Origin of the sequence: Plantactinospora sp. CA-294935, assembly GCF_050936445.1 — a bacterium.
Classification (GTDB): domain Bacteria; phylum Actinomycetota; class Actinomycetes; order Mycobacteriales; family Micromonosporaceae; genus Plantactinospora.
The window spans coordinates 640,259-663,435 of sequence record NZ_JBNJMU010000001.1; the positions used below are offsets into that span (position 1 = coordinate 640,259).

Genomic DNA, 23,177 nt, shown 5'->3' on the forward strand with positions numbered 1-23,177 from the left:
TTGACCCTGGGCACCCACCAGCCGGGTTCGCCGTGCCGCCGGCAACCCCGCTGAGCTGCTGGTTAGGCATGGCTTATCTTACTTAGGTGCCCCTAACCCTCCGCACCCCGGCAGTACCGGGCCAGGCGCCGCCGCCCCCGCCCCGGACCACGGCCGGTCGGCGTACCGCCCTGGTGCTGGTGCTGCTCGCCGCGGTCGCGCTGGCCTGCCTGGCGAGCGTGCTGATCGGCGCGAAGCACGTACCGCCGGGCGAGGCGTTGCGGGCGCTGACCGGTGACCGGAGCGGAGACGCGCTGCTCGTCGCGGAACTGCGCTTCCCGCGTACGCTGCTCGGCCTGCTGGTCGGGGTCGCGCTCGGGGTGGCCGGCACGCTGGCCCAGGAACTCACCCGCAACCCGCTCGGCGATCCCGGACTGCTCGGCGTCTCGGCCGGAGCCGCCCTGGCGGTGGCGACCAGCATCGGGGTGCTCGGACTGACCTCGCCCTACCAGTACGTCTGGTTCGCCTTCCTCGGTGCGGCCCTGGCCGGCGCCCTCGTCTACGCCGTCGGCGGTGCGGCCCGGGCGTCGGCGAGCCGGGGCAGCGCCTCCCCGGTCAAACTCGCACTCGCCGGCGCGGCGGTCACCGCGCTGCTGATGAGCCTCACCAACGCGCTGGTGCTGCTGGACGTCCGCACCCTGGACCAGTACCGGTTCTGGGCGGTCGGCTCGCTCGCCGGCCGGGACGGCGGCCTGGCCGGTCAACTGAGCCCGTTCGTCCTGGCCGGGCTGCTGCTGGTCGCGGTCATCACGCCACGGCTGAACGCGCTCGCCCTCGGTGACGACCTCGCCGGCTCGCTCGGAGTGCGGGTCGGCACCACCCGGCTGCTCGGCGCGGCCGGCGTGATCCTGCTGACCGGCGCCGCGGTGGCCGCCGCCGGTCCGGTCACCTTCGTCGGGCTGGTCGTGCCGCACCTGGTACGCACCTTCACCGGCCCGGACCTGCGGTGGCTGCTGCCCGGGTCGGCGCTGGCCGGTGCCGCGCTGCTGCTCGGCGCCGACACCCTGGGCCGGCTCCTCGACCACCCCGGCGAGGTGCAGGCCGGCGTGGTGACCGCGATGATCGGTGCCCCCTTCCTGATCGTCCTGGTGAAGCGCGGCCGGTTCCGGGAGCAGACCCGGTGAACCTGAAGCTGCGCCTCCCCGACCGGGCCGCGCCGGCATCGCCGCCCGGGACGGGTGCGTCGCCGGTTGTCGGGGCGGCCCGGCAACGGGGCCGGGTGGGCTGGGAGCTGGCCGGGCTCGGCGGCATCGTCCGGCCCCGGGTGGTCGGGGTGCTGCTGCTGGTGGTCGTGCTCGCCGCCGCCGGGCTGGTCGCCTCGGTCTCGGTCGGCGAGTTCCCGATCCCGGTCGGTGACGTCGTGGCCGCCCTCACCGGCACCGGCGGTGCGGACGCCACCCTGATCGTGCGCGAGCTGCGGCTGCCCCGGGCACTGACCGCGCTGCTGGTCGGCTGCGCGTTCGGGCTGGCCGGAGCACTGATGCAGGCGGTCACCCGCAACCCGCTGGCCAGCCCGGACCTGATCGGCGTGACCGCCGGGGCCAGCACCGGCGGGGTGGCCGCGGTGCTGATCGGCGGGGTGACCTCGGCCGGCTCCGGCTCGTACGCCAGCGTTCCGTTCGGCGCGCTGCTCGGCGCGCTGGTCGCGGCGAGCATCAGCTACGGGATGGCGTTCCGGGACGGCACCATCACCGGGTTCCGGTTCGTACTCGTCGGCATCGGCGTGCAGGGGGCGCTCACCGCACTGACGAGCTGGCTGCTGGCCCGGGCCGACATCGACGAGGCGTCCCGGGCGATGGTCTGGCTGACCGGCTCGCTGAACGGGCGCGGCTTCGAGCACGCCTGGTGGATGGGGCTGGCCCTGCTGGCGGTCGTACCGGTGGTGCTGGCGCTGATCCGGCCGTACCAGTTGCTCCAGTACGGCGACGACACCGCACGGGCGCTGGGTCTGCCGGTGGACCGGGCCCGGATCGTGTTGCTGCTCGCCTCGGTCGTGCTGGCGGCGGTGGCGACGGCGGCGGCCGGCCCGATCGGTTTCGTGGCACTCGCCGCACCGCAGATCGCCCGGCGGCTCACCGGTACCGCCAACCTGCCACTGCTGACCAGCGGCTGCGTCGGTGCGGCCCTGCTACTCCTCGCCGACCTGGCGGCCCGGCTGGTGCTCGCCCCGATCGAGCTGCCGGTCGGCGTCGTCACCGGTGCGGTCGGGGCGCCGTACCTGATGTGGTTGCTGGCCCGGGCGAACCGGGTCGGCCGGGCCGGCTGAGTGGACCTCTTCCATCTCCCCCTGCGGTCCGTCCCGGCCGGAGGTGGCAGCCGGAGCGCAGCCGTCGCGCGGTTCGGGTGGAAAGGTTCAGCGTCCGGCGGGGCGTACGCCGGCCCACGACGGCAGGACATCTCGACCGGTGCCGGCGACCGGCGAGGCCCGACGATCATGTGGAGGACCAGATGACCGCGCTGCTGGGCAGCAACCTTCGGCTGGGGTACGGCGACCGGATCGTGGCCGAGGGCCTCGACATCGAGCTGCCGGCCGGCAAGGTCAGCGCGCTGGTCGGGCCGAACGCCTGTGGGAAGTCGACGGCGCTGCGGGCGCTGTCCCGGCTGCTGGCACCGGCCGCCGGGGTCGTCTATCTCGACGGGGACCCGATCGCCGGCCTGTCGAACCGGGAACTCGCCCAGCGGTTGGCGCTGCTGCCGCAGTCACCGATCGCCCCGGACGGGATCACCGTGCGGGACCTGGTGGCCCGGGGGCGTACCCCGCACCAGCACTGGTGGCGGCAGTGGTCCCGGGCCGACGAGCAGGTCGTCGACACGGCGCTGGCCGCCACCGGCACCGCCGAGCTGGCCGACCGGAACGTCGACGAACTCTCCGGCGGGCAGCGGCAGCGGGTCTGGATCGCGCTGGCGCTGGCCCAGGACACCCGGGTGCTGCTGCTGGACGAGCCGACCACCTATCTGGACCTGGCCTACCAGGTGGACGTGCTGGAGCTGGTCGCCGAGTTGAACCAGCGGGACGGCACCACGGTGGTGATGGTGCTGCACGACCTCAACCAGGCGTGCCGGTACGCCGACCACCTGGTCGCGATGCGGGCCGGCCGGGTCGTCGCGGCCGGGCCGCCGGCCGAGGTGGTGACCCCGGAGCTGGTCCGCGAGGTGTTCGGCCTGGACTGCCGGATCATCCCCTGCCCGGTGGCCGGCACCCCGATCGTCGTACCCGAGGGTCGTCGCCGGTGACCGGTTGTGCCGGTGCGGGAAGGCCGGGGAGTCGGTGACCAGGGGCGACACGACCCGGGTGATCGGTTTCGCAGTTTCCATTCAGCGGTGAGCAAGGCTAACCTAACTGCGAAGTAGGAGAGCCTTACCTTAGTACAGGAAGAAGGAAGTTCCATGCGTCGATTCGCGCGCGGTCGCGGGGCAGCCCTCCGGCTCGCCGCCGGCCTGACCGGGCTGACCCTGGCCGTCGGGCTGTCGGCCTGCGGCACCTCGGACCCGGCGGGCGGGTCCGACACCGGTCAGGGGGCCGCCGTCGACGCCGGATTCCCCCGCACCATCACCCACGACAAGGGCAGCACCGAAATCAAGGCGAAGCCGCAACGGATCGTGGCGCTGGACAACAGCCTGGTGGAGGCGGTCGTACTGCTCGACCGGCCGCTGGTCGGCGGGGTCGCCAGCTACCGGAACCAGCAGAGCTTCCCGGACTATCTCGGCGACGCGGTCAAGGACACCAAGGACATCGGCCCGCTGGACAACCCGAACCTCGAACTGATCGCCTCGCTCCGGCCGGACCTGATCGTGTCGGCGACCGTCCGGCACGAGGCGCTCTACGACAAGCTCTCCGCGATCGCGCCCACCGTCTTCGTCAAGACCACCGGCCCGATCTGGAAGGACAACATCACCCTGCTCGGCAAGGCGCTCGGCGAGGAGACCAAGGCGGAACAGGAGTTGACCGCGTACGAGGCGCGGGCCAAGAAGATCGGCGACGAGGTCAACGCCAAGGCGAACAACCCGTCCGTCTCGGTGGTCCGGTTCGTGGACGGCCCGACCCGGCTGATGGCGAAGGCGTCGTTCATCGGGATCATCCTGGCCGACGCCGGGCTGAAGCGCCCTGCCTCGCAGAGCGGGGACACCTTCGCCACCGAGATCAGCGAGGAGCAGATCGAGCTGGCCGACGCGGACCACATCTTCGTCACCACCTACAGCGGCGGCGAGAGCTACAAGCAGAGGTTCCAGGCCAACCCGCTGTGGACCCGGCTCGCCGGGGTGCAGACCAAGCACGTGTACGAGGTCAAGGACGAACTCTGGATGACCTCCGTCTCGGTCCAGGGTGCCCACTTCGTCCTCGACGACCTCGCGCAGACCTTCCAGGTCGACCCCGCGAAGTAACGCCGTGCGGCTCTATCTGACCGCGCTCAACCCGACCGACTCGGTACTCGACGGCTTCCTGCCGGCGGCCGCCCGGCTCGGGCTGCCGGTGACGGTGCTGACCGACCAGCCTGCCGCCTGGCCGGCGAGCCCGGCCCAGCGGTCCGGGGCGGAGGTGTCCGGTGCGGACGTCCGCGACGTGCGGGGCGTACTCGACGCGGTGCACCGGGGCGAGCCGCCGGTCGCGCTGCTGTCCAACAGCGACCACCTACAGACCCCCACCGCGCTCGCCGCGGAATACCTGGGACTGCCCGGCAAGGACTGGCGGGCGACGCTGCGCGGCAAGGACAAGCGGCTGACCCGGCGTACCGTCGCCGACGCCGGACTGGACCGGGTGGCGGCGGTGGCGCTCGGCCCGGACGATTCCCCGGAGCGGGCCGCGACCGTGCCGTTTCCGGCGGTGGTGAAGCCCCGCGAGGGCGTGGCCAGCGAGGACGTCTATCTGGTCGACGGTATGGCCGAGCTGCGCCGCCGGGTCACGGAGATCCGCGCCCGGCGGCCCGGCCAGAGCCTGCTGGTCGAGGAATACCTGGCCGGCGACCTGCACACGCTGGAGACCCTCGGCGACGGCACGACGACCGGCGTGCTCGGCGGCTGGCGGACCAGCCTCGGACCGCCGCCGACCTTCACCGAGGAGGCCCTCGACTGGGCACCCGACCTGCCGGCGCCGGTGCTGGCCCAGGTGCTCGCCCAGCTCGACGCGCTCGGCGTCGGCTTCGGCGCCTGCCACACCGAGTTCGTCGTCGCCGACGGCCGGGCCCGGCTCGTCGAGGTCAACTACCGGCTGATCGGCGACCGGGTCGACCTGGTGATGGCCGAACTGCTCGGCCTGCCCCTCTTCGCGCACGTCATCCGGATCCACGCCGGCGATCCGCTGCCGGCCCTGCCCGACCCGGTGAGCCTGGCCCGGCACGCCCGGGTCGAGTGGGTCTGTGCCGACCGTTCCGGGACCCTGGTCGCCGCGCCCGGCCCGGTGGACGCGACCGGACCGGGCGGGGTCCTGCTCGGCTCGCGTCCACTGCGGACGGTCGGGGTGACGGCGCCACTGACCGGTACCAACCGGGACTATCTGGCCGCGCTGCACGGGATCGGCCCCGATCCGGCGACCGTGCGCGAGGCGCTCCGCGACTTCCGGGCGGCCCACCGCTGGAAGATCGATCCATGACAACGCGAAAACGAGCGGAACCGGACGGCGGCGCTCGCCGGCGGGGCCGGCGGACCTCCGCAGGCGGTGCGGCGCCCGGGGCCGGCGCCGACGCCGCCGAGCGGCAGCTCTTCCAGCGGGTACTGGACGCGCTGCTCCGCGAGGACCACCTCGGCCTGGCCGGCAACGGGCGTCGCAGCGGCCCATGGTGGCTCACCCGGATTCCCGGTGCCCGGCTGCGGCTGCCGGTCGAGCCGGACGGGTTCCAGCACGAACTGCGTACCGCCCGGCCGGAACTGGTGGTGCTGCCCGACAACGGGCCGGAGCCGGCCGTACCGCCGGACGACGAGCCGGACCCGGAGCGAATGGTGCTGCGCGACGGCGAGAACGGCTCAGGTGCCCGAGGGCGGGTGGTGCGGAGCCTCGACAAGCTGCTCGACGTGCTCGCCCCGGTGGACGACCCGGAGGCCGAGGCGGGGTGGGCCGCGTTCCGCGCCGAGTGCCGGGACGATCTCGTCGCCCGCCGGCTCGCCGCCGAGACCCGCTCCCGGGTCTACCCCGACCTGCTCGCCACCCGCGCCCGTACCCCGGACGGGATGGCCGGAGCGCTGCTCGACGACGTACTGGCCGCCCGGGCGGATCACCCGGTCTATCCGACCAGCCGGGCCCGGATCGGCCTGGACCGCACCGCCCTGCTCGGGTACGCCCCGGAGCACGCCCCGACCTTCGCGCTGCGCTGGCTGCCGGTGCCCCGCGCCGAACTGACCCTCGCCGGTGCGCTGCCGCACTGGTGGCCGCCGTCCGATGAGCCGGAGACGGTACTGCTGCCGGTGCATCCGGTCACCGCCGACCGGCTCCACCTGCCGGTCCGCGCCGACGCGCCCGAGGTGCTCGTCCGGCCGACCCTGTCGACCCGGACGGTGGCGCTGGTCGACGACCCGTACACGCACCTGAAGCTGCCGCTGGCCACGGCGGCGCTCGGGGCCCGGAACATCCGTACCATCGCGCCGGGCACCCTGGTCGACGGCGCGGAACTGCACCGGCTGCTGGCCCGGATCGCCGCCGCCGAGCCGGCGTTCGCGGGTCGGATCCTGCACGCCGACGAGAGCTGCTACGGCCATGCCGGCGATCCCGTCCGGTCCTTCCTGGTCCGCCGCTTCCCGGCCGAACTGGCCGGGCGGGTCGTGGTCCCGGTCGCCGCGCTGGCCGCCAAGGACCCGGCCGGCGGGACCGTCGCGCAGCGGGTGGCCGGGGCGGATCCACGCCCGCTGCTTGAGTCCTATCTGGACCTGCTGGTCGGCTGGCACGGTTATCTCTGGCTGCGGCACGGTATCGCGCTGGAGGCGCACCAGCAGAACATCCACCTCGTCCTCGACCCGCCCGATGACACCGACCGGCCCGACGGCACCGACCCGCCCGACGAGACCGACCGGGGCATCGGCGCCGGTCCCGGGCCGGGCGGCACCGGACCGGCCGGTGGTCCGGCGGCCGCCGGCCAGCTCGGGCGGCAGCGGACCGGACCGGCCGGCGGCGGACTCCGGCTGCTCTACAAGGACAACGACGGTGCCCGGCTTTTCCGGCGCCCGGGGCCGGCCCTGCGGGACGCACGGATGTGGATCACGGATCCCGGCGAGTTGGCCGACGTGTTCACCACGATCACGCTGCACCTCGCCGCGGCGGCGCCACTGCGCGCCCTCGCCGAGCGGGGCGTACCGGTGCCGGACCCGGGCCCGGCGCTGCGCCCCCGGCTGCTCGCCACCCGGGACCGCTGGACCAGCACCCCACCCCGCACGACCCCGCCCGGCCCGCCCGATAGCGTCACGAACGCACCCGGTCCGGTCGGCTGGGACGTGGCCGCCGCCGGGCGGCTGCTCACCGAGCGCGTCCTGACCGCCGACCACCTGCCGGTCAAGGCGATGCTCACCGCCGGAACGCTGCTGCCGAAGCAGCGCACCGGCTGTGCCGACATCAACAAGTACTACCTGCGTACCGGCCCCAACTATCTGCGGTCCGATCGGTGACCGCGGTCGGGGGCGGGCCGCGTCGCGGCAAGGAGCTGTCGATGACCGCCGCTGTGTCCCGGCCCACCGCCGACATCGCCAGCACGCACACGCTGCTCGGCTGTGTCGCGCGGGAGGTCGCCGGTCCGGAACGGCAGACCATGCTGGCCGACGGCCACGCCGTGGTACGGCTGCCGCGCAGTGCCGTACTGCTGCGCTGTGCGGTGGCCCGGGTCTCCGAGGTGGGGGCACACCGCTACGAGGGCCCGGTGCAGCGGTTCTCCGCCGGCTCCTGGTCACCGGTGGACGCGGCCGGGCTCGCCACCCTGGTCGCCGACGAGCTGACCCTGCGCACCGGGGTACGCAACGACGAGTTCGCCGGGCAGGTGGTGGCGAGCCGGGACGCGCTGGACCGGGTACTCCGGCTGCGCCCGCCCGCCGATCCGGACCCGACCGGTGACCCGGTGATCGACTCCTATGTGGACTCGGAACAGTCACTGGTGCACGGCCACCCCCGGCACCCGGCCCCGAAGTGGCGCAGCGGCGACGTCGAGGCGTGGAACGCGTACGCTCCCGAGCTGCGTACCAGCCTGCGGCTGCGCTGGATCGCCGTACCGGAGGCGCTGCTCGGCTCGGACGGACCGTTCGACGAGCTGATCGAGGCACTCGATCCGCCCCCGGCGCCGGCCGGGCACGCCGTACTGCCGGTGCACCCCTGGCAGTTCGAGCTGTCCCGGCCACTCGACCCCCGGCTGCGCGACCTCGGCGTGGCCGGTGCCGTGCTCCGCCCGACCGCCAGCGTGCGGACTCTCTACGCACCCCGGGCGGACCTGTTCGTCAAGACCAGCCTGCACATCCGGATCACCAACTGCGTACGCAAGAACGCCCGCTACGAGTTGACCGGTGCGGTGGCGCTCACCCGGCTCCTCGCCGAGCTGCCCCTGCCGGCCGGGGTGGCGCTGCTGCCCGAGCCGGCGTACCGGACGGTGGAGCTGCCGGGACTGGACGAGACGTACGGGGTGATCCTGCGGGGTGGACTGCGCCCGCACCTGGCCGAGGGCGAGACGCCGTTGATCGCCGCCGCCCTGGCCGCCGCGCCGCTCGCGGTGGCCGACCCGGTCGGCTGGTGGGAGGCGTACATCCGGTTGCTCGTCCCGGCGGTGCTGGACCTCTGGTGGCGGCACGGGGTGGTGCACGAGGCCCACCTGCAGAACGTGGTGGTGGTGCTGGACGCCGACCGGCGGCCGGTGCGGATGCTGCTGCGCGATCTGGAGGGCGTCAAACTCGACACCGAGCGCCGGGCCGACTGGCTCGCCGGGCTGCCGGCCCCGATCGGGTACGACCCCGAGCAGGCGTTCAACCGGGTCAGCTACTGCCTCTTCGTCAACCATCTGGTGGAGCTGGCCGGAGCGCTCGCCGACGCGCATCCCGGGGTCGAGGCGCGGCTCTGGGCGGCACTGCGCGAGGTGGTGTCGGAGACGTCGGCCCGGCTCGGCGACCCGCCCCGGCTACGTGCCCTGCTGGCCGGCGTACCGCTGCCGGTCAAGGCCAACCTGCTGGTGCGCTGGCAGCGGGCCGCCGACCGGAACGCCGGCTACCTGCCATTCCCCAACCCGATCGGAGGCGCCTGGTGAGTGCGAGGAGTGAGCCGGGTTTGCGAGCCCCGCAGCCCGAACGAAAGACGGCCTGGTGAGTGCGAGGAGTGAGCCGGGTTTGCGAGCCCCGCAGCCCGAACGAAAGACGGCCTGGTGAGTGCGAGGAGTGAGCCGGGTTTGCGAGCCCCGCAGCCCGAACGAAAGGTGGGCTGGTGAACCTGGGACCCGATATCGCTCGGCCGGGTTACTGGTACGACCTGGCCGGGCTGGCCGAGTCGGCAGCGGCTGTCCGGGCCGCGCTGCCGGCCGGGGTCGAGTTGCTGTACGCGATGAAGGCGAACCCGGACCCGGGAATCCTGCGTACCCTGGCGCCGCACGTCGACGGCTTCGAGGCGGCCAGCGGCGGCGAGCTGCGGCACCTGGCCGAGGTGTTCCCGGGTACCCCTCCGGCGGCGTTCGGCGGGCCGGGCAAGACCGACCCGGAGCTGGCCGCCGGGCTGGCCGCCGGGGTGCGCCGGTTCCATGTCGAGTCTCCGACCGAGCTGCGCCGGCTCGCCCGGCTGGCCGTGCACCGGGGCACGGTCGCCGACGTGCTGCTCCGGGTCAACCTTCCGGTGCCGGTCGGCGAGGCGGTGCTGGTGATGGGCGGTCGGCCCAGCCCGTTCGGGATGTCTGCGGCCGACGCCCGGGCCTGCGCCCGGCTCGACCTGCCCGGGATCCGGATCCGGGGCGTGCACGCCCATCTCGGCAGCGGATTCGCCGCACCCGGTGCCGCCGCGGTGGCCCGGACGCTCGTCGAGTGGGCGGTGGCCGAACTCGACGCCCGCGAGGTGAACGTCGGCGGCGGCATGGCGGTCGACTACGCCGATCCGACGGCCCGGTTCGACTGGCCGGCGTACGGCGCCGCGCTGGCCGGGCTGCTCGCCGAGTATCCCGGCCGGACGGTGCGGATCGAGCCGGGCCGGGCAATGACCGTCTACTGTGGTCGCTACCGGGTCGGGGTGCTGGACGTGAAGCGCTCCGGCGCCGAGTGGTTCGTGGTGGTGACCGGCGGCACGCACCAGCTTCGTACCCCCGCCGCGAAGTCGCACTCCCAGCCGTTCACCGTGCTGCCCCGGCCGGAGTGGGGATACCCGTTTCCCCGGCCGGTCACCGGGGCCGGCCCGGTGACCATCGTCGGGCAGCTCTGCACCCCGAAGGACGTGCTGGCCCGGGTGCCGGACGCGGCCGAACTGCCGCCGCCGGGCCGGATCGCGGCCGGCGACACGATCGTCTTCGGTATGGCCGGCGCGTACGCCTGGAACATCAGTCACCGGGACTTCCTGATGCACGATCCGCCGGAGTTCCGGACCGGAGTGCCGGAGGACTGACCGCCGAAAGGTCTCTGACTATAGTCAGAAAAATGACGGCGATGATCGGACAGGCGGCAACGATCGGACAGGCGGCGACGATCGAACAGGCTCGGTCGGTCCGCGACTTCAACCGCTACTACTCGCAGCGGATCGGACTGCTCACCGACCGCTACCTCGGCCAGGACCGGCCGCTCAGCGAGGCCCGGCTGCTCTACGAGATCGGCACCGGCACGCCAGTCCGCGACCTGCGTACCCGGCTCGGCTGGGACTCCGGTTACCTGAGCCGGTCACTCCGCTCGCTGGAAGGACAGGGCCTGGTCCAACTCCGGGCGCACGAGACGGACGGCCGGGTCCGGGTCGCCGAGCTGACCGCCGCCGGCACCGCCGAACTCGCCGAGTTGGAGCGGCGTTCCACCGCCGCCGCCAGCGAGCTGCTGGCACCGCTCACCGCCGCCCAACGGGCGGAGCTGATCACCGCCCAGCACCGAACCCGCCGGCTACTCCGGCTGGCCGCCGTCACGGTCGAGCTGACCGACGCCGACTCGGCCACCGCCCGGGACTGCCTGGCCGAGTACGCCGCCGAGCTGTCGACCCGGTTCCCCGAGGGCTACGACAGCCGGGCGCTGGTGGACCCGGCCGAGGTCGGCGGGGCCGGCGGCGCCTTCCTGGTCGCGTACGAGCATGACCGCCCGATCGGCTGCGGCGGGATCCGGACGTACGCGCCCGGTGTCGCCGAGCTGTGCCACCTGTGGGTGCACGCCGACGCCCGTGGCCTGGGGCTCGGCCGCCGGCTGCTCGAAGAGCTGGAACGGCAGGCGGTGACCCGCGGCCTGCACACCGTGCGGCTGGGCACCCACGGATCACTGGCCGAGGCGGCGGCGCTCTACCGCTCGGCCGGCTACCGGCAGATCCCGGTCTACGGCGACAGCCCGTACAACCAGCTCTGCTTCGAGCGGGTCGTCGCCGACGACGTACCCGGGAAAGCGCTGCCGTCGCTGGACGGCCGGCGGTTCCGCGCGGTGGGCGAGGTCGACGGCGGCGAGGTCGACGCCGCGACCGTCTTCGACTACCGGGAGCGCGGCGGGGAGATCTCCGCGACGTACGCCGGCGGCAGCGTCCGGACCGGCCACCTGGTCGGCACCCGGGACGGCGACACCCTCGACTTCCGCTACGTGCAGCTCAACACCGCCGGCCAGACCTCCACCGGGCACTGCGTCAGCCGGATCTCCGTGCTGCCGGACGGCCGGCTGCGGCTCGACGAGACCTGGTCCTGGGAGTCCCGCGAGGGCTCCGGCACCAGCACCGTCGAGGAGGTCGGGTAGCGGACGGCCGCTCGCACATCTCCGGTGAACCTGATGCCACAGAGTCGACCTAGACCCCGGACGGGTACGTCTCCAGTTCGCCGGGGGCCGTCGAGGCGGGCAGCGGGTGCAGCGCCGTGGTGTGGTCGCACCAGATGAAGGCGTCGTACCGGTCGCCGAGCCGGGTCGGCACGTAGTTGCCCCACGCCTCGAACGACGGGTCGTAGACCACCCCGATCGCCCGGTGGTCGGCCTCGTCGACCAGCCAGTCCGGCCGGTCGACGGCGTCGAAGACCAGCATGGCCCGCTCGGGCAGCATGTGGTGCAGCCGCTCCTCGATCGACCCGGCCCGGGCCACCGGCACGGTCATCACCTCGGCCGGCGCGCCCCACCGGTTGCCGGCGACCACACTGCCCTGGTAGCTGCCGAAGCCGACCAGCACCACGTCGTCGGCGCCGTACCGCTCCCGCGCGAGCTGGCCGATGTTGACCATCCCGCCCTGGGCCATGTCGGTGGCCCGGGCGTCGCCGACATGTGTGTTGTGCGCCCAGACCACCGCCCGGGCCTGCGGGCCGTACCGGTCCAGCAGCCGGTCGAGGGTGTCGGCCATGTGGCTGTCCCGGACGTTCCAGGACTGCGGGCCGCCGCCGACCATCGCCCGGTAGTACTTCTCCGCACCGGCCACCACCGCCGCGTTCTGCCAGGCCGAGAAGGCGTCGGCGCCGTCGGCGGCGGCCCGTTCCCGGGTACGTGCCAACAGCCGCACCACCTCGGCCTCGCAGCGGGCCGAGACGAACCGGCTGGCCAGCCCGTACTCCTCGATCCGGGTGCCGTACGGCTCGAAGCACCGGTACGCCTCCTGGGCGGCCTCCAGCGACGCCGGATCCTCCTCGCCCAGGTAGTCCAGGATCGCCTGCATCGAGTCCCACAGGCTGTAGACGTCGAGCCCGTGGAAGCCGGCCCGTTGCCCGTCCGGCCGGTCCAGGTTCCGGGCCCGGAGCCACCGGCAGAACCGGGCCACCTCGGCGTTGGCCCACATCCAGGTCGGCCACCGCTCGAACCGTTCCAGCGCGCGCTGCGGGTCGTCGTCCCCGCCCGGGGCGCCGACCACCGAGCGGTGCACCAGGTCGCAGTCCGGCCAGTCGCCCTCCACCGCCACGAACGAGAAACCGCACTCGGCGATCAGCCGCCGGGTCACCTGCTCGCGCAGCCGGTAGTAGTCGTACGTGCCGTGGCTCGCCTCGCCCAGCATCACCACTCGGGCCGAGCCGATCCGCTCCAGCAGCGGGTCGAAGTCGTCCGGGGCCCCGAGCCGGTGAACCTGCATGGGCGGCGGCTACCCCGCGGACCGGCCGGGTAAACCCCTGGTGTGGGTGGGACTGGACTGGGTACACGACCAGGTATGCGAGCTAACGCGATCCAGTTGCAGGAGTCGCTCGCCGGACTGGACTACCCGGTGTCAAAGGAGGACCTGGTGCGCTGGGCCCAGGAGACCGGCGTCGACACCCAGACCCTCAAGCTGCTCCAGTCGCTGCCGGCCGAGCAGTTCCAGACCCCCGCCGAGATCGGCGACGCGATCATCGAACTATCCTGACCGCTGCCGGGGACAGCCACCGGCGCACCGACGAGTTCCGCCGGACCGGCCGTCGGCCTGCGGGTGCGCCGCTGACCGGCTGCCGGAGCCGACGTCAACCGCCGGCAGCGCCGTTCAGGTACGCCAGCACGGCCAGCACCCGGCGGTTGTCGTCGTCCGACGGCGCCAGGTCGAGCTTGCCGAAGATGCTGGCGGTGTGCTTGCCGACCGCGCTCTCGCTGAGGAAGAGCCGCTGCCCGATGGCGCTGTTGGACCGTCCCTCGGCCATCAGCCCCAGCACCTCCCGCTCCCGGGGCGTCAGCCGGGCCATCGGCGCGTCCCGGCTGCTCCGGGCGACCAGCTTGGCGATCACGTCCGGGTCCATCGCCATGCCGCCGCCGGCCACCCGGCGTACCGCGTCGACGAACTGCTCCGCGTTGAAGACCCGGTCCTTGAGCAGGTAGCCGACCCCACCGGTGCCGTCGGCGAGCAGTTCCCGGGCGTAGAGCTGCTCGACGTGCTGGGAGAGCACCAGCACCGGCAGTCCGGGCACCTCCCGGCGGGCCGCCAGCGCCGCCTGGAGCCCCTCGTCGGTCTGGGTGGGCGGCAGGCGTACGTCCACCACGGCCACGTCGGGACGCAGCTCCAGCAGCGCCGCCAGCAGCTCCGGACCGGTCTCCACCGCCGCCACCACGTCGAAGCCGTGCGCGGCCAGCATCCGGGACAGGCCGTCCCTCAGGAGATAGAGGTCCTCGGCGAGGACAACGCGCACGGCACCTCCAGAATCACCGTCGTCGGGCCGCCCGGCGGACTGCTCAGGTCGACGACGCCGTCGAATGTACCGAGCCGGCGGGCGATGCCCCGCAGTCCACTGCCCCGCGCCTCCTCCGCGCCGCCGCGTCCGTCGTCGCCGACCACGATCCGCAGCCGGCCGTCGGCGTACCCGAGATCGACGGTGATCCGGGCGGCGCGGGCGTGCTTCACCGCGTTGGTGAGCAGTTCGCTCACCGCGAAGTAGGCCGCCGACTCGATCGGCGGCTCCGGCCGACCGGGCAGTTCGACGGTGACCTCGGTCTCCACCGGGGTGTCCAGGGCCAGCGCCCGGACGGCGTCGGCGAGCCCACGTTCGGCGAGTACCGGCGGATGGATGCCCCGGACCAGGTCGCGCAGTTCGGTCAGCGCCTTGGCCGACGCCTGCCGGGTCTCCGCCAGCAGCGCCCGGGCTGCCTGCGGATCCTTCTCCAGCAGGTATTCGACGTTGCCGAGGTTGATCCCCATCGCAACCAGCCGGGCCTGGGCGCCGTCGTGCAGGTCGCGTTCGATCCGGCGCAGCTCGGCGGCCTGACTCTCGGTGGCGTCGGCCCGGGTCTCGGTGAGCCGCTGCACCCGCAGCGCCAGTCGGGCCCGGGCGGTCGGGGCAAGCAGCAGCGCGGCCCACCGGCCGTTGAACCGGAGCACCGCCGGGGCGGCCAGCAGGCCGAGCGCGGCCAGGGACAGTCCGACCGGGATCGCCGCCGCGCCGGAGCCGGCGACCGAGGCGTACCAGTCGGTGCCGCCGTCCGCCCGCAGCCCGACCAGCATCCACAGCCGCGGCAGGGCCAGGCCGAAGATCCCGTAGCCGATCGCGGCGAGCGGGGCGGCCAGGGACAGCCCACCGACCAGCGGGTCAAGCAGCAACCATCCGAAGTCCCGCCAGCTCGCCGGGTCCCGGGTGAGCCAGCGCCACCGCACGCCGTACGCCGCCCACCGCTCGCTCTGGTAGAGGTTGTTGCCCACCTGGTAGCGGCCGTCCGGCCGGCGGTCCGGGACTTCGGGCCGGGGCAGGTACGGCGAGTCCACCGCCACCCCGCTCCACCGCCCGGCCAGGTGTCGGCGAAGTTCCGGCAACCAGCGGATGTTCTGGATCACCGGTGGCAGCACCACCACGATGCCGAGCCCGTACGTCAGCAGCAGGGCGACGGCGGAGAGCGCGGCCAGGGGCAGGGCGAGCAGGCTCAGCCCGAGCAGGGAGAGCAGCCGGAGTAGCAGCAGGAGTTGCCGCCCGTACCACACGCGGAGCCGGCCGGGCTGCCGCTCGGTCTGAGCCAGCCACCACCGGGTCCACCGCAGGTGCAGCGTACGCAGCCACGGCGACACCGCCAGTCCGGCGGCGGCGACGGCGAGTCCGGCCGGTACCGCCCACCAGTGCCGGCCGGCGGCGGTCACCGCGTACCAACCGCCGGCGCCGACCAGCACGACCGGCAGGCCGCCGAGCAGCAGCCCGACCGCCGGGGTGAGGGTCATCCAGCCGAGGTCGCGGAAGGTGGCCGGATCGCCGAGCAGCCAGTTCAGCAGGCGGAGGAACGCGGGTACCCAGGGCCGCCGGTAGAGCCGGTTGTCGTGCAGATAGCGCCCGTCCGCCTCCGGCCGCGGCGGCTCCGGCCGGGGTCGGTACGGCGAGCCGAGCGGTTCGGTGCCGGCACCGGCCAGCCGGCGGACCAGGTCGGTGAACCGCCGCCCGGCCAGGATCGGCAGCGGCAGCAGGAAGAGCAGGCCGAGCCCGAAGCCCGGCACGAAGAAGACCAGGTGCACCAGGAGCGACACCGCCCCGGCCAGGCCCAGCCCGGCCAGCGCCACCCCGTGCAGCAGGGCGAGCGCGGCGGTGCGTACCGCTCTGGTTGTCATGCGGTCAAGTCTGGCCGGTGCCGGCCGGCGGCGGCAGTGCCGGAAAGCGCCGGGCAGGGGTGGGGTTAGCTACACCTGTGCCCGGCATTCGGCCCCATTCTGGCCGCCGCCGGAAATTCCTAGCGTCTGTGCCATGAACATCGACGCTCCCCCGCCGGCCACCCAGGCCGCCCCGCCGGCCGCGCTGCGGCTCACCGGGCTGACCAAGCGGTTCGGCGACACCGCCGCCGTCGACTCCGTCGAGCTGACCGTGCCGGCCGGTTCGTTCTTCGGGCTGGTCGGCCCGAACGGTGCCGGCAAGACCACCAGCCTGTCCATGGCGGTCGGGCTGCTCCGGCCGGACGCGGGCCGGGCCGAGATCTTCGGCGTGGACGTCTGGCGGGACCCGATCGAGGCCAAGCGCCAGGTCGGGGTACTGCCGGACGGGCTGGCCTTCCCGGAGCGGCTCACCGGCCGGGAACTGCTCGGCTACTTCGGGCGGCTCCGGGGCATGCCGGCCGAGGTGCTCGCCGGGCGGATCGACGAGCTGCTCCGGGTACTCGACCTGGAGCGGGCCGAGCGGACCCTGGTGCTCGGCTACTCGGCCGGGATGCGCAAGAAGATCGGCCTCGCCAGCGCGCTGCTGCACGCGCCCCGGCTGCTCGTGCTGGACGAGCCGTTCGAGGCGGTCGACCCGGTCTCGGCGGCGACCATCCGGGCCATCCTGCGCCGGTTCGTCGCCGGTGGCGGCTCGGTGGTGCTCTCCAGCCACGTGATGACGCTGGTCGAGCAGGTCTGCGACTCGGTCGGGGTGATGGACCGGGGGCGGGTGGTGGCGGCCGGCCCGCTGGCCGAGGTCCGAGCCGGCCGGAGCCTGGAGGAGGCATTCGTCGAGCTGGTCGGCGCGCCGGTGCCGAGCGGGGAGGAGCTGTCATGGTTGGCGTCCTGATCGACCTGCGGCTCACGCTGCTGCGCCGGTCGTTGCGCGGCACCCAGGGCTACAACGTCGGGTTCGGCGCGCTCTGCGGGCTGGCCGGAGCCGTCGGCATGTTCTGGCTCGCCAGCCGGGGCACCCCGGCCCGGGCCGGCGACCTGCTCGCCCTCACCCTGGCCGGCACGCTGGTCGGCTGGCTGGCCGGGCCGGCCCTGGGCGGCGGCGGCGACCTGGGCATCCGCCGGGAACACCTGACGCTGCTTCCGGTACGCCGCCGCGACCTGCTCCTCGGGCTCTACGGCGCCGCGCTGACCGGGGTTGGACCGGCCGTCACCCTGCTCTCCTCGACCGCCCTGGTGGCGTACGGCGCCCGGCTCGGCGTCGTACCGGCGCTGGTCGGCGTGCCGGCCGCGATCCTGCTGGTACTCCTGCTGGTGGCGCTCGGCCGCCTGGTGGTGGCGACCCTCGGGGCGGTGTTGGGCGGCCGGGCGAGTGCCGCGCTGAGCGCACTGCCCTGGGCGGTGATCACTGCCGGAATGGCACAGTGCTGGGTGGTCTTCGTCGCGCTGGGCGGCAGCGCCCGACCGTTCGCCGACGGGCTGCCGTCCGCCGCCGCCCGGGCGCTGCGGATCCTGCCGTCCGGCTGGCCGGTCGTCGCGGTCTCCTCGGCGCACCGGGGCGACTGGGCGCTGGTCGCCGCCGCGCTCGCCGGGCTGGCCGTACTGGCCGCGCTGGCCCTGCTCGCCTGGGCCCGGCTGCTGGACCGGCCGGCCGCCGCACCGGTCTCCCGGGTGGCCCGGCGTACCGCCACCCGGCCGCCGGCGGGCTCCGCCTTCCGCGCCGTACTCGGCAAGGAACTGCGTACCTGGTGGCGGGATCTGGTCCGGATCCACTACCTCAGCTTCGCCCTGGTCTACGGGCTGGTCTTCGTGCTGCTGCCGCTGGTGATCCGGATCAGCGACCTGCTGCCGCTGGCCGGCCTGGTGGTCGCGATCATGCTGGTCTCCTGCTCGGCACACCTCTACAGCTCCGACGGGACCGCCCTCTGGATGACCCTGATGGCGCCCGGGGCGGAGCGGGCCGACGTACGCGCCCGGCAGGTCGCCTGGCTGCTCGTCGTGGCGCCGCTGGCGGTGGTACTCACCCTCGCCGGCCTGGTCGGCGTCGTGCACTGGTGGACCCTGCCCTGGGTGACCGGGCTGCTGCCGGTGGTGCTCGGCGGCGGATCCGGCCTGGTCGTGCTGGTCTCGGTGCTGGTGCCGATCCGGATGGCGGACCCGCACCGCCGGGGCGGCAACCCGGGCGAGGACGGCGGCCCGGTCGGCGGGTTGGTCTGGCTGATGCTCGGGCTGCTCGCGGTGGTCGCCGCGCCGACCGCCTGGTTGCTCTACCAGGGCACCCGGGCCGGCGACCCGGCGATGCTCTGGTCCGCCACCCCGGTCGGAGCGGCCAGCGGGCTGCTCCTCGCCTGGCTGCTGGGACGGCTCGCCCACCGGCGGCTGGCGGCCCGCGGCCCGGAACTGCTGGCCCGGGTCGGCACGGCCTGAACCGCCACGAGGCGGTCGCGTACACGGCGACGGCCGGCGCACCCACCAGCCGGCCCAGGCAGTCCGTCGGGGTCGGGCCGGCACGGGGCGGCCCGACCCGGCGGACGTCGGGATCAGGACGGCAGGGTGACCGTACGGCCCTGTTCCCGAGCGGTCTGCGCGGCAGCGAGCACCGCCACCACGTCCCGACCGAACCGCACGTCGCACTGCTGGTCGCGGGTGCCGCTGTCGACCTCGCTCCAGAGCTGCCCGATCGCCAGCCGGAGCGCGTCCACCGGCGTGCCGTCCCGGTCCGGCACCACGCCGATGCCGTCCTCGCCGTGAAAGGCGAACTCGAAGGCGGTCGAGGCGGGCGGGGCGTCCAGGGCCAGCGACAGGGTGCTGGTCGCGGTCTCGCCGTGCGCCAGCGTCAGGTGCACGCTGTTCCGGGGTCCGCCCATCGCGGCGACCTGGGTCACCTGGCCCAGCACCGGCAGGATCAGCGAGACCGCGTGCGGGCCGACGTCCCAGAGCGCGCCGTGTTCCCGCCGCCAGGCCGATCCGCCGTACGGGTTGCCGGGCTGGAAGATCGACGCGTACATCACGCCCCGGGCGCCGTGCCAGCCACCGGTGGCCGCCGCGCTGGCCAGGAAGGTGGCGATGGCCGGCTTGAAGCGGTTGGTGAAGAAGACCACCGAGGCGATCCCGCTCTGTGCGGCGGCGGCCACCACCCGGTCGGCGTCCGGCAGGCTCAGCGCCAGCGGCTTGTCGAGCAGCAGGTGCCGGCCGGCGGTGGCGGCCCGCACCGCCAGATCGGCCTGTACGTCCGGCGGCAGCGCCACGGAGACCGCCTGCACGGCCTCGATCAGCGCGTCGGGGTCGGAGTAGACCGGCACGCCGTACCGGGCGGCCAGCGCCTCGGCCTTGGCCGGGTCCCGGCCCCAGACGCCGGCGAGCTGGGCCCGGGGATGCCCGGCGAGTGCGGCCGCGTGCACCTCCGCCGCCCAGTGACCGGTGCCGAACAGTCCAAACGTGAGCACGGGAAACCCCTCTTCGTGCCGCTTTGAGCAGGGAATTCTTCCTAACACACCCGGTCGGGGCCGACCCGGCCGACCTAACCGGCCCGCCGTCGGCGCTGCCGCCGGGTCCGGCCGCGCCGCTGGCTGAACCGCTGGATCGTGTGGTACGCCTCCCGCGCCTCGGCCACCGACCGGTGCGCCTCGGAGAGCAGTTCCCAGGCGACGGCCTCGGCCGCCCGGGCCTCCTGCTCGGCCCGCCGGGCCCGGACGGCAGCCCGGTCGTACGCCCGCCGTGCCTCGGCGAGCCGCATCCGGGCGACGTCCAGCAGCCGCTCCCGTTCCTCCTGCGCCGGGTCCCAGTTCCCGGTACGCCGGAACACCTCGCGCAGTTGCGGCAGCGAGAGATCTCCCCGCCGGTACGCCGCCAGCGCCGCCCGGGACACCGCACGGTCCCGCTCCGGATCGGGCTCGGGGTCGCGGACCGGTGCGCTTTCCGCCGCCTGCCGGCCGGCGACTACCGCCTGCCGGGCGCGGTCGTACTCCCGCTCGGCCGCCTCCTGGTCCGCCCACGCCTCGTCCCGGTGCCGTTCGGCCTCGGCCAGCGTCACCTGAGCCGTGGCGGCGATGGCGGTGGCGCGGCCGGCGTCGGTCTGGGTCGCCACCGCGTACGCCTCCAGCTCCTCGACGGCGGCGCGCAGCCGCTCAGGATCGGGTCGCGGGGTCCTCGGCCGGTCCGCCACCACCGCGAGGACGAGAAGGGAAAACAGCACCACACCACCGGCGATCAGCAGCGCGGAGACCGCGTCGATGCCGGACAGGTCCACGCGGTGGGGCTCCCGGTGAGGTGGCGGTCGGGGGTGACGCCAATCATAGAAGGTACTGATATTCCCGCCATGATCGCCCACCCCCGGGGTACCCGGCAGACGGCCTGACACTGGCCTCCCGCAACGTATCGATCGCCCTGTACGACGTTGACCTCTTCAAGGTGTGACAAGTCCGGACGGCGATGTGACCGGCGGGACATAGGGTCGCCGAGTCCTTTCGACCCCTCGACCCCGCGCTACTACGCCGGTTAGTAGACTGCGGCGGTGAGTCGACACCGGTCCCGCACCGCTGGGCGGTCATCTCGCCCCGGCATCCGCCCCCGGGCCGGCCGATGAACGAATTCCTGGTCGCGTCCTCGATCGTGCTGTCGCTGGTACTCGCGGTCTGGAGCCTGGTGACGACGATGCGGAACCGGCCGCCGGACGTCTCCCACCTCGCCGGCCTGGCCGTGCTGGAACTGGTCCTGCTCGCGCTCGCCGTCGCGGCGGTGGTCGCCTGGGTCGGCGGCGAGCAGCCCGCCGAGGCCGGCACCTTCGTGGGCTACCTGGTCACCCTGGTCTGCCTGCCGCCGCTGGCCGGCGTGCTGGCCCGGATGGAGCCGACCCGCTGGGGCTCGGTGATCGTCACCGTCGTCTGCCTGGTGATCCCGGTGGTCGTGGTACGCCTGCAACAGACCTGGCAGGTGCCGGGTGGCTGAGACGATGAGCACCGGGACGGCGACCCCGGACAGGCCGCCCCGGCGGGTCAACAGCGGCCCGGGCCGGGCGCTGGTCGCCGTCTACATCCTGTTCGCCATCGCCGCGAGCTGCCGGGCCGGGGTGCAGATCATCACCAAGTTCGACGAGGCGCCGGTCGCCTACCTGCTCTCCGCGCTCGCCGCCGTGATCTACGTCGTGGCGACCGTCGGGCTGGCCCGGGGCGACCGGGCCGGGCGCCGCACCGCGCTGGTCTGCTGCACCGTGGAACTCGTCGGCGTACTCAGCGTCGGGGCGTTGAGCCTGCTCGACCCGGCGCTCTTCCCGGACGACACCGTCTGGTCGGACTTCGGCGGCGGCTACGGCTACATCCCGCTGGTACTGCCGGTGCTCGGTCTGCTCTGGCTGCGCCGCACCCGCCCCACCACCTGACGGGACAGCTCACTCGACCGACTCGGAGCGGTGCAGCCGGATCCAGCGGTAGCCGTAGCCGGCCAGGTCCAGCGCGTCGAGCTTGCCGACCGGCGGGTACTCGCGGTCGGCGAGCACGTCGTTCGGCATGTCCGCCTCCGGAAACAGCGCGCCCAGGTTCACCACGGCCGGCCGGGTGCCGAGGTTGTGCAGGAAGAGCATGCAACCGGTCGGGCCGTCGGCGCGGTGCGCGAGCACCCCGGGCGGCATCTCCTGGTCGACGTGCGTGCACGCGCCGGAGCCGACCTCGGGGGCCTCCCGCAGGGTACGGATCATCCGTTCGAACCAGGCCAGCAGCGACGCCCGGTCGTGCCGTTGCGCGGTGACGTTGACCTGCTCGTAGCCGTAATCGCCACTGTCGATCACCGGCCGGACCAGCTTGTCGGCGGGCGCGCTGGAGAAGCCGGCGTTCGGCTTGACCGACCACTGCATCGGGGTACGGATCGACTCCCGACCCGGCAGCGACAGGTTCTCGCCCATCCCGATCTCCTCGCCGTAGCGGAGCACGGGGGTACCGCGCAGCGAGAACTGGAGCGAGTACGCCATCTCGATCCGGCGCCGGTCGTTGCCGAGCATCGGGGCCAGCCGACGCCGGATCCCCCGGTCGTAGATCCGCATGTTCTCGTCCGGGCCGAACTGCGCGTACACCTGGGCACGCTGCTCGGCGGTGAGCCGGGAGAGGTCGATCTCGTCGTGGTTGCGCAGGAAGGTGGCCCACTGGGCACCGGACGGCAGCGCCGGGGTGTCGCGCAGCGCCTCGATGATCGGCTCCGGGTCCTGCCGGGCCAGCGCGAGCATCAGCCGGCCGTTCAGCATGAAGTCGAAGAGCATGTGCAGCCGGTTGGCGGAGCCGCCGCTGTCGCCGAAGTAGTCGACGAGCTGCGCCGGTTGCACGTTCGCCTCGGCCAGCAGCAGCGCGTCGGCCCGGCGCCACTGGACGTGCTGGCGCAGCTCGGTCAGGAACTCGAAGTCCTTGGGCGAGTCCGGGTTGCCGGGCTCGGTCAGCTCGATGATGAACGGTGCCGCATCGATCCGGAACCCGGCCACGCCGAGCTGGAGCCAGAACGACATGATCTTCTTGATCTCGGCCCGTACCGCCGGGTTGCCGAAGTTGAGGTCCGGCTGGAAGCGGTAGAAGCGGTGGTAGAACCAGGCCTTCGCGGTCCGGTCGTAGCTCCAGGTCTCGTCCTGCTCACCCGGGAAGACCATGCCCTGGCGCCGGTCCGGCGGCTCCTCGTCCGACCAGACGTACCAGTCCCGGTACGGCGAGTCCGGCGAGGACCGGGCCGAGGAGAACCACGGGTGCTGGTCGGAGGTGTGGTTGACCACCAGGTCGATGATCACCCGGATGCCCCGGTTGGCGGCCTGGTGCAGCAGCTCCGCGAAGTCGCCGAGGGTGCCGAGCCGGGGGTCGACGCCGTAGAAGTCGGTGGCGTCGTAGCCGTCGTCGCGCTGCGTCGAGGGATGGATCGGGTGCAGCCAGAGGCAGGTCACCCCGAGCCGCGCCAGATAGTCGAGGCGGCCGATCAGGCCTTTGATGTCGCCGATCCCGTCATCGTCCGAGTCGGCGTACGTGTCGATGTCGAGGCAGTAGACGACCGCCTCGGCGTACCACCGGTCCGTCATAGCCGAAGCTCT

The 23,177-nt window shown here is 73.7% G+C and carries 20 protein-coding genes; 14 read left to right on the top strand and 6 right to left on the bottom strand.

Features of this window, described 5'->3' with window-relative positions:
- Nucleotides 1–86: 86 nt before the first annotated feature.
- The 9 genes from ACQEVC_RS02905 to ACQEVC_RS02945 all read left to right on the top strand — a co-directional run bounded on the left by ACQEVC_RS02905 (nt 87) and on the right by ACQEVC_RS02945 (nt 11,874).
- Nucleotides 87–1,163 carry a FecCD family ABC transporter permease gene (locus tag ACQEVC_RS02905; RefSeq protein ID WP_432873072.1) on the top strand — a complete coding sequence of 359 codons (1,077 nt, stop codon included), beginning with the start codon at nt 87–89 and terminating at the stop codon, nt 1,161–1,163.
- Nucleotides 1,160–2,305 carry a FecCD family ABC transporter permease gene (locus ACQEVC_RS02910; protein ID WP_432873074.1) on the top strand — a complete coding sequence of 382 codons (1,146 nt, stop codon included), beginning with the start codon at nt 1,160–1,162 and terminating at the stop codon, nt 2,303–2,305. The genes ACQEVC_RS02905 and ACQEVC_RS02910 overlap by 4 nt, the downstream gene beginning before the upstream one ends.
- Nucleotides 2,306–2,487: 182 nt before the next feature.
- Nucleotides 2,488–3,273 carry an ABC transporter ATP-binding protein gene (locus ACQEVC_RS02915; RefSeq protein ID WP_432873076.1) on the top strand — a complete coding sequence of 262 codons (786 nt, stop codon included), beginning with the start codon at nt 2,488–2,490 and terminating at the stop codon, nt 3,271–3,273.
- 153 nt (nt 3,274–3,426) lie between these two features.
- On the top strand, nt 3,427–4,422 hold the full coding sequence (locus ACQEVC_RS02920; protein ID WP_432873077.1) for an ABC transporter substrate-binding protein: 996 nt from the start codon (nt 3,427–3,429) through the stop codon (nt 4,420–4,422).
- A 4-nt stretch (nt 4,423–4,426) separates the two neighbouring features.
- Nucleotides 4,427–5,626 carry an ATP-grasp domain-containing protein gene (locus ACQEVC_RS02925; RefSeq protein ID WP_432873079.1) on the top strand — a complete coding sequence of 400 codons (1,200 nt, stop codon included), beginning with the start codon at nt 4,427–4,429 and terminating at the stop codon, nt 5,624–5,626.
- On the top strand, nt 5,623–7,626 hold the full coding sequence (locus ACQEVC_RS02930; protein WP_432873081.1) for an IucA/IucC family protein: 2,004 nt from the start codon (nt 5,623–5,625) through the stop codon (nt 7,624–7,626). Before ACQEVC_RS02925 ends, ACQEVC_RS02930 begins: the two co-directional genes overlap by 4 nt.
- A gap of 41 nt (nt 7,627–7,667) precedes the next feature.
- Nucleotides 7,668–9,239 carry an IucA/IucC family protein gene (locus ACQEVC_RS02935; RefSeq protein ID WP_432873083.1) on the top strand — a complete coding sequence of 524 codons (1,572 nt, stop codon included), beginning with the start codon at nt 7,668–7,670 and terminating at the stop codon, nt 9,237–9,239.
- A gap of 173 nt (nt 9,240–9,412) precedes the next feature.
- Nucleotides 9,413–10,570: an alanine racemase gene (locus ACQEVC_RS02940; protein WP_432873085.1), complete on the top strand. Its 1,158-nt coding sequence runs from the start codon at nt 9,413–9,415 to the stop codon at nt 10,568–10,570.
- Nucleotides 10,571–10,602: 32 nt separating this feature from the next.
- Nucleotides 10,603–11,874 (top strand): bifunctional helix-turn-helix transcriptional regulator/GNAT family N-acetyltransferase, encoded by a 1,272-nt coding sequence (locus ACQEVC_RS02945; RefSeq protein WP_432873087.1) that lies wholly within the window; start codon nt 10,603–10,605, stop codon nt 11,872–11,874.
- A gap of 49 nt (nt 11,875–11,923) precedes the next feature.
- Here the strand turns inward: ACQEVC_RS02945 and ACQEVC_RS02950 are convergent, their stop codons facing one another.
- Nucleotides 11,924–13,180 carry an erythromycin esterase family protein gene (locus ACQEVC_RS02950; protein WP_432873089.1) on the bottom strand — a complete coding sequence of 419 codons (1,257 nt, stop codon included), beginning with the start codon at nt 13,178–13,180 and terminating at the stop codon, nt 11,924–11,926.
- Nucleotides 13,181–13,255: 75 nt separating this feature from the next.
- Here ACQEVC_RS02950 and ACQEVC_RS02955 point away from each other — a divergent pair, with 75 nt between their 5' ends.
- Nucleotides 13,256–13,447: a DUF2795 domain-containing protein gene (locus tag ACQEVC_RS02955; protein WP_432873090.1), complete on the top strand. Its 192-nt coding sequence runs from the start codon at nt 13,256–13,258 to the stop codon at nt 13,445–13,447.
- Nucleotides 13,448–13,541: 94 nt separating this feature from the next.
- Here the strand turns inward: ACQEVC_RS02955 and ACQEVC_RS02960 are convergent, their stop codons facing one another.
- Entirely contained in the window at nt 13,542–14,198 is a 657-nt protein-coding gene (locus ACQEVC_RS02960; RefSeq protein WP_432873092.1) for a response regulator, read from the bottom strand.
- A complete protein-coding gene (locus ACQEVC_RS02965; protein WP_432873094.1) occupies nt 14,162–16,090 on the bottom strand; it encodes a sensor histidine kinase in 1,929 nt (642 codons plus the stop codon). The genes ACQEVC_RS02960 and ACQEVC_RS02965 overlap by 37 nt, the downstream gene beginning before the upstream one ends.
- Before the next feature lie 133 nt (nt 16,091–16,223).
- On the opposite strand from ACQEVC_RS02965, the gene ACQEVC_RS02970 reads away from it, so the two are divergent.
- Both ACQEVC_RS02970 and ACQEVC_RS02975 read left to right on the top strand, forming a co-directional pair.
- Nucleotides 16,224–17,018, top strand: coding sequence for an ABC transporter ATP-binding protein (locus ACQEVC_RS02970; protein WP_432873096.1), 795 nt, complete (start codon nt 16,224–16,226; stop codon nt 17,016–17,018).
- Nucleotides 17,003–18,550 (top strand): hypothetical protein, encoded by a 1,548-nt coding sequence (locus ACQEVC_RS02975; protein ID WP_432873097.1) that lies wholly within the window; start codon nt 17,003–17,005, stop codon nt 18,548–18,550. The genes ACQEVC_RS02970 and ACQEVC_RS02975 overlap by 16 nt, the downstream gene beginning before the upstream one ends.
- Before the next feature lie 113 nt (nt 18,551–18,663).
- Here ACQEVC_RS02975 and ACQEVC_RS02980 read toward each other — a convergent pair whose 3' ends face one another.
- Nucleotides 18,664–19,569, bottom strand: a complete 906-nt coding sequence (locus ACQEVC_RS02980; protein WP_432873099.1) for a Gfo/Idh/MocA family protein — start codon at nt 19,567–19,569, stop codon at nt 18,664–18,666.
- Between the two features lie 74 nt (nt 19,570–19,643).
- On the bottom strand, nt 19,644–20,372 hold the full coding sequence (locus ACQEVC_RS02985) for a hypothetical protein (protein ID WP_432873101.1): 729 nt from the start codon (nt 20,370–20,372) through the stop codon (nt 19,644–19,646).
- 332 nt (nt 20,373–20,704) lie between these two features.
- Between ACQEVC_RS02985 and ACQEVC_RS02990 the strand changes: the two genes are divergently transcribed.
- A complete protein-coding gene (locus ACQEVC_RS02990) occupies nt 20,705–21,070 on the top strand; it encodes a hypothetical protein (protein WP_432873103.1) in 366 nt (121 codons plus the stop codon).
- 4 nt (nt 21,071–21,074) lie between these two features.
- Nucleotides 21,075–21,500: a hypothetical protein gene (locus ACQEVC_RS02995; RefSeq protein WP_432890978.1), complete on the top strand. Its 426-nt coding sequence runs from the start codon at nt 21,075–21,077 to the stop codon at nt 21,498–21,500.
- 9 nt (nt 21,501–21,509) lie between these two features.
- Here ACQEVC_RS02995 and ACQEVC_RS03000 read toward each other — a convergent pair whose 3' ends face one another.
- Nucleotides 21,510–23,165: an alpha-amylase family protein gene (locus ACQEVC_RS03000; protein WP_432873104.1), complete on the bottom strand. Its 1,656-nt coding sequence runs from the start codon at nt 23,163–23,165 to the stop codon at nt 21,510–21,512.
- Nucleotides 23,166–23,177: the final 12 nt, after the last annotated feature.

Excerpts from the sequence above, each read along its gene's own strand:
- ACQEVC_RS02915 (WP_432873076.1), top strand. The coding sequence starts at position 2,488 with ATGACCGCGCTGCTGGGCAGCAACCTTCGGCTGGGGTACGGCGACCGG.
- ACQEVC_RS02920 (WP_432873077.1), top strand. The coding sequence starts at position 3,427 with ATGCGTCGATTCGCGCGCGGTCGCGGGGCAGCCCTCCGGCTCGCCGCC.
- ACQEVC_RS02930 (WP_432873081.1), top strand. The coding sequence starts at position 5,623 with ATGACAACGCGAAAACGAGCGGAACCGGACGGCGGCGCTCGCCGGCGG.
- ACQEVC_RS02935 (WP_432873083.1), top strand. The coding sequence starts at position 7,668 with ATGACCGCCGCTGTGTCCCGGCCCACCGCCGACATCGCCAGCACGCAC.
- ACQEVC_RS02945 (WP_432873087.1), top strand. The coding sequence starts at position 10,603 with ATGACGGCGATGATCGGACAGGCGGCAACGATCGGACAGGCGGCGACG.
- ACQEVC_RS02950 (WP_432873089.1), bottom strand. The coding sequence starts at position 13,180 with ATGCAGGTTCACCGGCTCGGGGCCCCGGACGACTTCGACCCGCTGCTG.
- ACQEVC_RS02955 (WP_432873090.1), top strand. The coding sequence starts at position 13,256 with ATGCGAGCTAACGCGATCCAGTTGCAGGAGTCGCTCGCCGGACTGGAC.
- ACQEVC_RS02965 (WP_432873094.1), bottom strand. The coding sequence starts at position 16,090 with ATGACAACCAGAGCGGTACGCACCGCCGCGCTCGCCCTGCTGCACGGG.
- ACQEVC_RS02970 (WP_432873096.1), top strand. The coding sequence starts at position 16,224 with ATGAACATCGACGCTCCCCCGCCGGCCACCCAGGCCGCCCCGCCGGCC.
- ACQEVC_RS02975 (WP_432873097.1), top strand. The coding sequence starts at position 17,003 with ATGGTTGGCGTCCTGATCGACCTGCGGCTCACGCTGCTGCGCCGGTCG.
- ACQEVC_RS02990 (WP_432873103.1), top strand. The coding sequence starts at position 20,705 with ATGAACGAATTCCTGGTCGCGTCCTCGATCGTGCTGTCGCTGGTACTC.
- ACQEVC_RS02995 (WP_432890978.1), top strand. The coding sequence starts at position 21,075 with ATGAGCACCGGGACGGCGACCCCGGACAGGCCGCCCCGGCGGGTCAAC.
- ACQEVC_RS03000 (WP_432873104.1), bottom strand. The coding sequence starts at position 23,165 with ATGACGGACCGGTGGTACGCCGAGGCGGTCGTCTACTGCCTCGACATC.